The organism is Bradyrhizobium sp. NP1, from assembly GCF_030378205.1.
GTDB lineage: Bacteria > Pseudomonadota > Alphaproteobacteria > Rhizobiales > Xanthobacteraceae > Bradyrhizobium.
Map to the genome: position 1 here is coordinate 2,935,733 of NZ_CP127385.1, position 11,892 is coordinate 2,947,624.

The following is an 11,892-nucleotide window of genomic DNA, read 5'->3' on the forward strand; positions in this document are numbered from 1 at the left end:
TTTTGATCGACAAGCTCGAACTTCTACTGGCGCTGGCCAAGGAGCGGCATTTCGGTAGGGCCGCGGAAGCCTGCGGCGTCACCCAGCCCACGATGTCGACGAGCCTGAAGCAGCTCGAGGAGTTCCTCGGCGTCATGCTGGTGCAGCGTGGCTCGCGGTTTCAGGGCTTCACGCCGGAGGGCGAGCGCGCGCTCGACTGGGCGCGGCGCATCGTCGGCGATGCGCGCGCGATGCGCCAGGAGATCAACGGGCTGAAGGACAAGCTGTCGGGCGAAATCCGGATCGCGGCGATCCCGACCGTGCTCGGCATGGTGGCGGCGCTGACGACGCCGTTCCGCGCGCGTCATCCCGATGTGCGGTTTCAGATCCGATCATGCACCTCGGCCGACGTGCTGGGGCTGCTCGAAAATCTCGAGGTCGATGCCGGGCTCACCTATATCGAGAACGAGCCGATCGGCAAGGTCCGCACCATCCCGCTCTATAACGAAAGCTACCGGCTTTTGACGGCGCCCGATGCGATGTTCGGCGATCGCAAGGAGGTCACCTGGACGGAGGTCGGCCAGGTGCCGCTCTGCCTGCTGACGCCGGACATGCAGAACCGACGCATCATCGATCGCGCGCTGCGCTCGGTCGGCGCCGAGGCGACGCCGACGCTGACGTCGAACTCGCTGCTCGTGCTCTATACGCATGTGAAGACCGGGCGCTGGGCGAGCGTGATGCCGGCAAAGCTCGCCGAGACGCTCGGGCTGAAGGACACCGTCCGCAGCATCCCGATCGTCGATCCCGTGGTCGACTATTCGATCGGCATGGTGATTCCGCAGCGCGATCCGATGACGCCGCTGATCGCAACCCTCGTGCAGATCGCGCGCGAGGTCGCGCCGACCTTGCGCTCGTAGTCAGGCGGCGTTCTGAACGCCGGCCTGCTGCGGGTCGCGCGGCAGCGAGACCGATACAACCGTGCCGGCTCCGAGCTTCGAGCGCAGCTTCATCGAGCCGCCGTGCAGATGCGCCAGCGACCGCGCAATGGCGAGCCCCAGTCCCGAGCCGTGATAGGTCTTGGTGAGCTGGCTCTCGACCTGCTCGAAGGGCCGGCCGATCCGCGACAGCGATTCCTGGGGGATGCCGATGCCGGTGTCGGCGATCAGGAGCACGATGCGGTCCGACAGCATGCGGGTTCGCACCACGACGCGCCCGCCGTCGGGCGTGAACTTCACGGCGTTGGACAGCAGGTTGACGACGATCTGCTTGGTTAAGCGGCGATCGGCGGTCATCGAGATCGCCTGCTCGACATCCGCTTCGATCACGAGGTTCTTGTCCTGGGCGCGTCCCGACACCACGCGCAGTGACTCGGCGAGCGTTCTGGAGAGATCGAGCGGCTCCATGTCGAGCGTCATGCGGCCGGCCTCGATCTTCGACATGTCCAGGATGTCGTTGATGACCTCGAGCAGGTAGTGGCCGCTGGTCAGGATGTCGTGGCAATATTCCTGGTACTTCTCCGAGCCGAGGTTGCCGAACATGCCGCTCTGCATGATCTCGGAGAAGCCGATGATGGCGTTGAGCGGCGTGCGCAGCTCGTGGCTCATATTGGCAAGGAAGCGCGACTTGGTCTGGTTGGCCTCTTCGGCGCGGGTCTTTTCCAACGCATATTTCTGGGCGAGGTCGGCGAGCTCGATCGCCTGTCGCTCCAGCGCCGCCTGCGAGCGCTTCAGGTCCATCACGGTGGCGCGCAGCCGCAGATCGTTGTCGACCAGCTTCTGCTCGTGCTCCTTGATGCGGGTGATGTCGGTGCCGACCGAGACGTAGCCGCCGTCCTTGGTGCGGCGCTCGCTGATATGCAGCCAGCTTCCGTCCTCGAGCTGGGCCTCGAAGGTGCGCGCGCCGGGCGTCGACTGGCCGCCCGTCTCGTGCACGCGGGTCTTCAGCTCCGGCATGCTGCCGACTTCGATGATGGTCTCGTAGGAGGTTCCGGGAATGACCGCCGTATCCGGCAGCCGGTGCAGCTTCTGGAAATGCGAGTTGCACAGCACGAGGCGGTCGCTGGCGTCCCACAGCACGAAGGCCTCGGGAATGGTCTCGATCGCGTCGCGCAGCCGCAGGTCCGCCTCGACCGTCTTTTCTGCCAGGCTCTTCTGCTCGGTGATGTCGACCGCGATCCCGATCAGGTGAATGCTGTTGTCGTTCGCGCCCTGGCTGCGCTCGCAGCGCACCCGCAGCCAGATCCAGTGGCCGCCGGTGTGCTGCATGCGGAAGGTGTGGTCGATGTGATCGATCTTGCCGGAGATCATCCGGTCGGCGATGTCGAACAGGTCGATGTCGTCGGAGTTCACCAGCGCGTTGACCTCACCGAAGGTCAGAAGGTCGCTGCGGTTCTCGAGCCCGAGCAGGGTGAACATCGATTGCGACCAGAAGATGCGGCCGCGCGACAGGTCCCAGTCCCACAGGCCGCAACGGCCGCGGTTGAGCGCGGTGTCGATGCGGCCACGCACCGCGTCGTTGATCAGGTCGCCCTCGCGTGCCCGGGTCGATTGCCAATGGAACGCGAAGCCGAGGATCAGCACGACAAAGCCCGTGGTCGCCGACAGCGTCACCGAGAGCGCCGCATCCGAGCCCCAGATCGGCTCGATCCGCTCCTGGATGACGATGATCTGGCCGGGCAGTGTCTTGACGAGCCGTCCCGCGACCAGCGCGTCGTTGCCGTTCGGCAGGGTCATCTCGCTCGGCGCAGCCTGCAGGTTCGGTGTGGCAAGCAGCTGCGCGGTCGAGATCTCGTCGAGGACGCGGTCGGTCTCGCCGAGACCGGCCTCGATCGGAACGCGGGCGAGGATCCGCCGGTCGACGCCGCCGGTGATGACGACATGGCGGCCGGGCGCAAAGCCCCATTGCGGAATGAGGTCGGGCAACAGCGCCTGCAGGCGCTCGATGTCGGCGAGGCGGGTCTGGCGGGAGGCGGCGAGGTGGTCGATGCGGTCGGCGAGCAGGTCGGCAAGCGCCGCGATCTCGCGTTTGGCGGCTGCGCGCTTCTGCCGGTTCTGGTCGAGCACCTGCACGAAAGCGCCGAGGCAGATGGTGATCAGGAACGCGATGATGAGAGTGGGCACAGCGCGGCGGAGCGCCGGCTCCGCAGTCAACAGCCTGTGGTAGGCCGGCTTTGCGATCGATTGCGCCAATCCCTTGATCGAATCGGATTGGACACACGCGTTCGCCGCATGCGCACGCGCCATGCCTTAGACCCCCACCGAATTGTTCTTGTACACCCGATTTGGAAGAACCCCATGTGCTTCCGAATCACAGCGATTTGAATCCAGTTTTTGCGGCGTGTCGAGAGTCAACGAATCGTTAATGCGAAATAAATCTTATCCAACGCGTAATCGTGAACGCGAAACTGAGTCCGAAACGGGAACGAGGCAGTATCTAGCTGCGCGGCGGCTCGGTGTGGCTGATCACGCGCTTCACGCTCGGAAAGGCGCGGCGCAGCGCGCGCTCGATCCCATCGACGTTCTCGTGAACCCTGATCACGCTCATCGATGGCTCGGCGCGGCAGTGGAAGTTGACGATCTCGCCGGCCTCGGTGTCGCGGACGCGCACATTATGGATGTCGTGGATCGGGCTGTCGGCGGCAAATCGCGTCAGCGCGGCCTTGATGGTCTCGACTCGCTCGGGTGCGGCGTCGGTGCCGAACGGCAATTCCGGCTCCAGCGGCTCGACATGGGTGTCGACCTCGACGTCCTCGCCGAATTCCTCCCGGATGCTGGCCTCGAGCCGCTGGGTGACGGCGTGCGCGGCGGTGAGCGGCATCGCGCCGTCGACCTCGAGATCGATGCTGACGGTGAGCTTGCCGCCGAGGTCGTGCACGGTGACGTGATGCACCGCGAGCCCCGAATTGCGCGCGATCACCATGATGCGCTCGCGCACGGTTTCGTTGTTGCGGGCGACCGGCACGGTGGTGAAGGTGAGGTCGGCACCGCCCAGCGCCTTGCCGACGGCTTCTTCCGCCTTGCGCTTGATCTGGTCGACGCGGTCGATCGGCAGCGTGCGCGGCACCTCGACCACCGCATCGACGAAATGAGTGGGGCCCACCGTGCGCACGCGCAGCCGCTCGATGCCGACGACGCCGGGCACCGTGCGGATGGCGGCGTCGGCCTTCTCGGAGGCGCCTTCCGGCGCGCGGTCGAGCAGGGTTTCCACGGTCGCGCGCGTCATCTTCAGGCCCAGGAACCCGATCATGACGGCGACCGCGATGGCGGCTGCGGTGTCGCCCCACCAGAAGCCGAAGGCCGCGAGGATGAGGCCGGCGATCACCGCGAGGGAGCCGAGCACGTCGGAGGCGAAATGCAGCGCGTCGGCCGCGAGCGCCTGGCTCTTGGTTTCGCGCGCGGCGCGGTGCAGTGCGCCGGCGCGCCACCAGTTTACGGCGATGTCGATGACGAGCACGACGAAGGCGACGGCCGAGATGGTCGGCGGGGGCGCGCCCTCGCGGAGGCGGCTATAGGACTCGACCAAAATGCCGCCGGCGAGCACGTAGAGGAGTGCCGTCACGCCGAGCGCCGACAGGCTCTCGAACTTGCCATGGCCGTAATGGTGTTCTTCATCCGCCGGGCGGTCTGAGATCCGCACCACCACCCAGGTGATGATGGTCGCGACCAGGTCGATCGAACTGTGCAAGGCCTCCGAGATCAGCGCCAGGCTGCCGATCATGACGCCGACCACGAACTTGGCCGCGGCCATGCTGCCGCTGGCGACGATCGAGATCGCCGCGACGGATGATTTGCTGGTGGAGGGACGGCTCATGGCCCGCGCTTTAGCAGGCCGTCACACGACATGAAAGTACGATGCGGGCACTGTCACCATGCATTCGCCAAGCCAACTGAGATTGCGAATTATTCCGATTTAGATTTTCCCGACATCAAAGCGTCACGACGATCTTGCCGAGGTGCTTGTTGGCTTCCATGTGCGCAAACGCCTTGCCGATATCGTCGAAGGCGAAGACCTTGTCGACCGGCAGCGCGAGCTTCCGGCTCTCCACCGCCGGCCAGATGTCCTTCTTGACGGCGTCGAAGATCGCGCGGATCTCCTCGATCGTGCGGGTGCGGAAGGTCACGCCGACATAGGTGATGCGGCGCACGGCATGCAGGTCGAAATTGAACTCGGCGCGGGTGCCGCCGAGCCGGCCGACATTGACGATGCGACCCTTGATCTTGGTCGCCGCAAGATTCTGGCTCGCGACCTTGCCCGAAACCTGATCGACGATCAGGTCGACGCCTTCGCCGCCGGTCGCGTTCAGCACCTGATCGACCCAGCCGGGATCGGAGGAATCGATCGCGAGATCGGCGCCGAATTCCTTCAGGCGGCCGCGGCGCATCGCATCGGTCGAGGAGCCGATCACGGGCTTCGCGCCCTTGAGGGTGGCGATCTGCATCGCCATCAGGCCGACGCCGGAGCTCGCGCCCTGGATCAGGACGCTCTGTCCGGCCTGCAGGCGGCCTTCGGTAACGACCGCATTGTGCATGGTGGCGAGCGCGACGGGGAGGGTGGCCGCCTCCGGAAAGCTCATTGCGGCGGGTATCTTGAACAGCCGGCCGTGATCGGCGAGCGCATACTCGGCAAAGGCGGCCGCGCCCGAACCCATGACGCGGTCGCCGATGGCGACGCCCTTGGCCTCCGGTCCGAGCTCGGCGACCTCGCCGGCCCATTCCATGCCGAGAACGCTGCCGACCCCGCCGGCGCTGCCGTGCCGGTGGCCCTTGGTCATGCCGAGGTCGGCGCGGTTGAGGCCGCAGGCGCGCACGCGCACCAGCACTTGCGTGCCCTTCGGCGCGGGGCGGGCGACATCGGCAATAGCCGGGCCATCGGGACCGTAGATATAGGCTCTCATGGTTTCATCCCCGCTGCTGATGTCTATTCGGCGGCCTCGCGCCGCGCGCCCGACAGCATCCCCTCGAGCCGGCCGCGAATGATCGCTTCCGCCTCGCGGACGATGCGCGAGATGAGCTCGGCGCAGCTCGGGATGTCGTGGATCAGGCCCTGCACCTGGCCTGCCGACCAGATGCCGTGATCCGCATCCCCGGTCGCATAGACCATCTTGCCGCGCGCGCCGGCCACGAGCTCGCGCACCTGGTCGAAGGTCGCGCCTTCCTTTTCCATCGCCACGACTTTGGTCGAGATCGCGTTTTTGGCGACGCGCGAGGTGTTGCGCATGGTGCGGAAGATCAATTCGGTCTCGCGCTCGTCATTGGCGACGATCCGCTCCTTGATCGTCTGGTGGATCGGGCTCTCCTTGGTGCACATGAAGCGGGTGCCCATGTTGATGCCGTCGGCGCCGAGCGCCAGCGCCGCCACCAGGCCGCGCGCATCGCCGAAGCCGCCGGAGGCGATGATCGGGATCTTCACCTTGGCTGCGGCGGCCGGAATCAGGATCAGGCCGGGGGTGTCGTCCTCGCCGGGGTGGCCGGCGCATTCGAAGCCGTCGATCGAGATCGCGTCGACCCCCATGCGCTCGGCCGACAGCGCATGGCGGACGCTGGTGCATTTGTGCACGACCTTGATGCCGTGCTTCCTGAACTCGTCGACATGTTCCTGCGGCTTGTTCCCGGCGGTCTCCACGACCCCGATGCCGCTCTCGATGATCGCGGCGCGGTATTCCGCGTAGGGCGGCGGCTTGATCGCCGGCAGGATGGTAAGATTGACGCCGAACGGCCTGTCGGTCATCTCGCGGCAGCGCGCGATTTCCTTCGCGAGGTCTTCCGGGGTCGGCTGCGTCAGCGCGGTGATGAAGCCGAGCGCCCCGGCATTGGCGACAGCGGCGACCAGCTCGGCGCGTCCGACCCATTGCATGCCGCCCTGCACGATCGGGTGTTCGACGCCGACCAGCTCGGTGAATCGCGTTTTCAGCATCGCTGCCCTCTGTTTCCTCTCGCGCGGGCGACCGCGCCGTCCTTGCCGGATTTTCGGGAAACAGGATGGCGGCACGCCCGGCGAATGTCTACCGGGCACGGGGCGGCGGTCCCATGCCGAAATGGAGGGCGGACTATTCCGTCCACGCCGATGCAGCCGGCAGCGGTCGCTACTGCCAAAACTCGTTGGTCAGTTCTCCGATGCCGTCGATTGCGACGGTGACGATGTTGACGGGCTCCTTCATGACGCCGACGCCGATTGAGGTGCCGCAGCAGATCAGGTCACCGGGCAGAAGCGTCATGTCGTGCGAGATCCTGCTGACGAGCTCTCGCACGCTGAAGATCATGTCGGCGATCGGGTAATTCTGACGCTCCACGCCATTGAGGATAGTGCGCACCACGAGCTTTGCCGGATCGATGCCTGTGGCAATGACGGGACCGAACGGGCCATATCCGTCGATGCCCTTGGACCGCGCCCATTGCGCGAAGGTCGGGTCGCGATTGAGGATGTCGTTGGCGGTGATGTCGTTGACGCAGGTATAGCCGAAGATGAAGTCGCCGGCCTCATCAACCGAGACCGCGCGGCAGGTCCTGCCAATGACGATGCCGAGCTCGCCCTCATAGGTGGTCTTGCCGTCATAGGATGCCGGCCGCCGGATCACCGCGCCCGGTGCTGCGACACTGCTCGTGGCCTTGAGGAGATACAATGGCTCCGGCGGCTCGGGCTGGTTGAGCTTGGCGGCCAGGGCGTGGAAGTTGTTCCAGAGAGCGACGATCTTGCTCGGCGCGGTCGGTGCCAGCAGCTCGATATCGTTAAGGTCGAGCAGCTGTCCGGTTGGTCGCGCATGGCCGAACATCTCGCCGTCGAGCACGCTGACGCCGGCCGGCGTCAGCGTTCCGAAGCCGGTCTTGCCTTGGTGGCGGAAGCGAATCCAGGCGGTCATGCGAGAGCAGGGGTAGGGGCCTTCGCCGTGGCCTGCTGGATCATGCCGTCGTAGAGGCCGGCGATCTTCGCCCGCTGCGCGACCAGCGCCAGCACGGTGTCGAGCGCCGGCGTCGGAATGCTGGTGAGGCGTCCCATCTCCTGCACGACGGTCACCAGCGGATCGATCTCCATCGGGCGGCCGCGCTCGAGATCCTGCAGCATCGAGGTCTTGTGCGCGCCGACCTTGCGCGCGCCTTCGATGCGGCGTTCGACATCGACGCGGAACGCCACGCCGAAGGTCTCGGCGATCGCCTGGGCTTCCAGCATGATCGCCTTCGACAGTGCGCGCGTCTCGGGGTTGGAGCAGATCACGTCCAGCGTCGCATGGGTGAGCGCGCTGATCGGGTTGAGGCAGACATTGCCCCACAGCTTCAGCCAGATCTCGTCGCGGATGCGGTCGAGTACCGGCGCCTTCATGCCGGCCGCGACGAGGAGTTCGGCCAGCCGTTTGACGTCGGCGGTGGTCTCGCCGGAGGGTTCGCCCAGCGGGAACTGGTTGCCATAGACATGGCGGATCACGCCGGGGGCCTCGATCTCGGTCGCGGGATAGACGATGCAGCCGATCGCGCGCTCGGGTCCGATCTCGCGCCACTGGCGGCCGCCGGGATCGATGCTTTCCAGCGTCGCGCCCTCATGGCGGCCGCCATGCTTGTAGAAGTACCAATAGGGAATGCCGTTGACTGCGGTGACGACGCGGGTGCGACCTCCCAGCAGTGGCTGCATCTGATCGAGCACGCCGGTGATCGAGTGCGCCTTCAGGCAGATGATGACGTAGTCCTGCACGCCGAGTTCGGCCGGATTGTCGGTGCAGCGCGGCCGCACCACATGCGTCTCGCCGCCGACCAGGAGCTTCAGCCCGTTCGCGCGCATGGCGGCCAGATGCGGGCCGCGCGCCACCAGGCTGACCTCGGCGCCGGCCCGCGCTAGCTGAACACCGAGATATCCGCCGATCGCGCCGGCGCCATAGATGCAGATCTTCATCGCAGTCCCTCGACGTCAGGGGTGAAGTTCGGCACGCATCGACCCGCTGCTTCGGCGCAACAGGCCGAAGCAGGGAGGAAAGCCATGCGTAATGAAGGCGCCCCGGCGGGGCGTTGCGTCAGGCCGCCTTGGGCGCGCCGCTTGCAGCCTCGTCGAAGGCGGCGGACACGTCGCGCATGCTGATCACGCCCGCGAGTGCAAAATTATCGATCACCGGCAGATGGCGGATGTGATGCACCTTCATCAGGTGGCGGACGTGCTCCAGCGTATCCGACGACGAGCAGGCGACGAGGCGCTGCACCGGGACCAGCTGCGAGACCTTGAGGTTGACGCCAGCGGCGCCGTGTTCGGCGATCGCGCGCACCACGTCGCGTTCGGTGAACATGCCGACCGCGGTGTTACCCTCGGAGCGGACAACGTCCTTGACCACGAGCGCGCTGATATTGTTGGCGCGCATCAATTGCGCGGCAATGCCCACGGTCTCATTCATTCGCACCGTCACCACGCGCGGCGTCTTCCTGCGCAGGATGTCTCCGACTTGCATCGCAACCTCCTTTGATCGGCATTGTGGATCACCATGACGGCTATTAGATTGGTATACATTATGCCAATTGTCAATTTGGTCGCGAATAGTTTTTTGGCCGTGCCTGGCTAAGAAAGCGGCAGTATTATTGACGTTCCGTGCCAGGCGGGCGAGGGCGGGTTTTGGCCTTACAGCGCTTTGAAGCCGTGGCCCAGCCGCCGTGGTATTTGGGATACAATAATTGGCGGCGCGCCCGCGATGGTCGGCGATGCTCGCGGCTTCCGAAAGGGAAGCCGCAAATTGCCAACGGGAAAAGTTAGATCATCTCGCAGTGAGAATAGCGGCGGCCATTCGAGCAGCGCGAGTATGCGGCAGCGCGAATGTCAGAACGCATTCCTAAATTGCGCGAGATAGTCGGCGCTGCCATAGGCCCACATGGGCTCATCACATTGTTGTGGGCCTTGATCGTTGATGCAGGCGAAGCTCCAGGGCGGAGCTGCGATCTCGCGGCCCTCGATCCCGTATCCCTGCGACCAATTGTCAACCGTCGGTCGAGTGCCGACCTGCGCTTGATAGCTGCTTCTGTTGGTTCGCACGTGAGCTGCGGCTTGCGTCGCGAAAGTTGGCACAAGCAGTAACGCAGCCAGAAGGCATGTGATCTTCATCGTTCGCTTCCTTGATTGAGCCTCGCGCCAGCGGCGGCATGTCAGTCTCTGCAGGGATGACCGACATTGGAGGCTGGATATTTCCCGATCACGCGAATGTTCGGCAGTCTTGCAAGTCTGTTGCGAGTAAGTCTGTTGCGAGGAGGCAGATAGCGCCGATGCACATCGGGTGGACGACCGACGGGTGCGCACCACGCCATCCACGGGGCAGCCGCGGTTCGAGGCGCTTCCACTCCGCGTCGCTCAACTAAAGTTGCTTGCGCATCAAGGCCTCCTCGAATCGGAGGCTTTGAATCACGATTGAGCTCGCGTCAGAATCCTTGCTGAGTACGAACCCCAGCAGACATTGACCGCTGGCTTTATCCGGCCCGCCTCCGCATCAAAAGGCACTCCTGTATCGCGACACTGCCGCAGGACTGCCGTAGACCCAGACGGGCTGGTCGCATTTGCTGGGACCCTGATCTGTCATGCAGGCAGCGCTCCAGCTTGGTGCCGCAACCTCGCGACCGGTTTCTGACGGGGTGTTGAAGGTGCCGACTGCTTCACGCGCACTGGCGGGGCCGATGAACGACACTGCCAGCAGCATCGAAGTCACCAGCAACGTGGCAAACGAAAAAGATGTCTTGATCATTGTGAACCTCCTGTTTCGCAATTCAGGTAGGTCGAGCCGATCGCACGGACCATTAAACGGATCGTGAGAAGCTATAAATTCGGATTTAATGACTCTCGCAAGCAAGCTGCGAGATCGCGGCGCCGCGGAAGTGAAGCGGCTCCGTGGCTCGTTTTCGAGGCTGCCTCAGGAGGCTGGCTTGGACGTCGGGCTCGGCGAGCGAACGAAACCCGCCATGCCATGTTCCACGTCGTCGGCGGCAGGTAGGCGCCGGCACGATCGACGGCCAGGCCAGCCGGGTCTGCGATGGGCGTGATCGTCTGCGTCAAGAAGACGTGCAACATCTTGGACCATGCCTGAGGGGGTACTAAGCCTGTGAAAGGCATTGACGGCAATTGTGCTTGTCGCGATGCTTATGCTGCCGTTATTGAGTTCGCTCGCGCCGCGCGCGAACGACTATTTGCGGAGTGTGAAGCAAAGGAACATTCAGGCGGGGCGCGCGTCGGCCGATGCAAAGCGGAAAGGCGAGAGACTGCGGCGACTGCACCGCTTGCTGCGGTGGTGCGCTGCGCATCGAGGTGCGCGGCCATGAGGTCCGCCCGGGCAAGCCGTGTCCCTTCCGCATCGCGCATGGTTGCTCGATCTATGACGAGCGCCCGCAGCATCCTTGCCGCGAGTTCGTGTGCGGTTGGTTGGTCGCCTCAAGCCCGCTGCCTGATTGGATGCGGCCCGACAAATCGGACCTGATCCTGCTCCCCGCCAACTTCGTCTGGCGCAACCTTCCTGTCGATGTCGCGGTGGCAGTCGGCTCCGCGCCGAAGATGAAGGCGCTCGATTGGCTGAAGCGGTTCAGCATCGAGCGACGCAGATGCTTGATGTACCAGATCGACAACGAGTGGTTTGCGTTCGGGCCGCCGGCTTTCCAGGCGGAAATCGTGGAACGCATCCAGCGCGGCGATACTGCATGGACAGACTAGAGCGGGACCGCGCGCTCCCGCGTTCCTCGCATGCAACTTCTGGTTAGTAAAATGGCCGTCCAGCATGCCGTCTTGGTTGCCGCGCCCTATGCGGGAACTGATGCCAGGCTTCCACTAGACTGACGTCAAAGTGCGACATTTTGCTGCACCGCAGCAGTACTCCTGTACCATTTTTGTAACAGGGTTACGGAAAGTTCATTAACCCTGTTGAGAGGGCTTCCGCTTGGCATCTGGCATATCTTAGGCTCGCCTCGCCCGAAA

11 protein-coding genes are annotated in these 11,892 nt (G+C 64.7%); 2 read left to right on the forward strand and 9 right to left on the reverse strand.

Annotated elements, in window-relative coordinates; all coding sequences use genetic code 11:
• Positions 1-2 precede the first annotated feature (2 nt).
• The gene (locus QOU61_RS13835; RefSeq protein WP_289659247.1) at positions 3-896 is read left to right on the forward strand and encodes a LysR family transcriptional regulator; all 894 of its coding nucleotides are present in this window, start codon (positions 3-5) and stop codon (positions 894-896) included.
• Here QOU61_RS13835 and QOU61_RS13840 read toward each other — a convergent pair whose 3' ends face one another.
• From QOU61_RS13840 to QOU61_RS13880, 9 genes are all read right to left on the reverse strand, one after another.
• A complete protein-coding gene (locus QOU61_RS13840) occupies positions 897-3,221 on the reverse strand; it encodes a PAS domain-containing sensor histidine kinase (protein WP_289659249.1) in 2,325 nt (774 codons plus the stop codon).
• 190 nt (positions 3,222-3,411) lie between these two features.
• Complete coding sequence (locus QOU61_RS13845) at positions 3,412-4,788, reverse strand: cation diffusion facilitator family transporter (RefSeq protein ID WP_289659251.1); 1,377 nt, start codon at positions 4,786-4,788, stop codon at positions 3,412-3,414.
• 115 nt (positions 4,789-4,903) lie between these two features.
• Positions 4,904-5,872: a zinc-binding dehydrogenase gene (locus QOU61_RS13850; RefSeq protein WP_289659253.1), complete on the reverse strand. Its 969-nt coding sequence runs from the start codon at positions 5,870-5,872 to the stop codon at positions 4,904-4,906.
• A gap of 23 nt (positions 5,873-5,895) precedes the next feature.
• The gene (locus QOU61_RS13855) at positions 5,896-6,891 is read right to left on the reverse strand and encodes an NAD(P)H-dependent flavin oxidoreductase (RefSeq protein ID WP_289659255.1); all 996 of its coding nucleotides are present in this window, start codon (positions 6,889-6,891) and stop codon (positions 5,896-5,898) included.
• 169 nt (positions 6,892-7,060) lie between these two features.
• Entirely contained in the window at positions 7,061-7,834 is a 774-nt protein-coding gene (locus QOU61_RS13860; protein ID WP_289659257.1) for a fumarylacetoacetate hydrolase family protein, read from the reverse strand.
• Positions 7,831-8,856 carry a 2-dehydropantoate 2-reductase gene (locus QOU61_RS13865; RefSeq protein ID WP_289659259.1) on the reverse strand — a complete coding sequence of 342 codons (1,026 nt, stop codon included), beginning with the start codon at positions 8,854-8,856 and terminating at the stop codon, positions 7,831-7,833. Before QOU61_RS13865 ends, QOU61_RS13860 begins: the two co-directional genes overlap by 4 nt.
• Before the next feature lie 118 nt (positions 8,857-8,974).
• Positions 8,975-9,400 (reverse strand): CBS domain-containing protein, encoded by a 426-nt coding sequence (locus QOU61_RS13870; protein WP_289659261.1) that lies wholly within the window; start codon positions 9,398-9,400, stop codon positions 8,975-8,977.
• 362 nt (positions 9,401-9,762) lie between these two features.
• Entirely contained in the window at positions 9,763-10,044 is a 282-nt protein-coding gene (locus tag QOU61_RS13875; protein ID WP_289659262.1) for a hypothetical protein, read from the reverse strand.
• 379 nt (positions 10,045-10,423) lie between these two features.
• Positions 10,424-10,675 carry a hypothetical protein gene (locus QOU61_RS13880; protein WP_289659263.1) on the reverse strand — a complete coding sequence of 84 codons (252 nt, stop codon included), beginning with the start codon at positions 10,673-10,675 and terminating at the stop codon, positions 10,424-10,426.
• A 557-nt stretch (positions 10,676-11,232) separates the two neighbouring features.
• On the opposite strand from QOU61_RS13880, the gene QOU61_RS13885 reads away from it, so the two are divergent.
• Positions 11,233-11,631, forward strand: a complete 399-nt coding sequence (locus QOU61_RS13885) for a hypothetical protein (RefSeq protein ID WP_289659264.1) — start codon at positions 11,233-11,235, stop codon at positions 11,629-11,631.
• Positions 11,632-11,892: the final 261 nt, after the last annotated feature.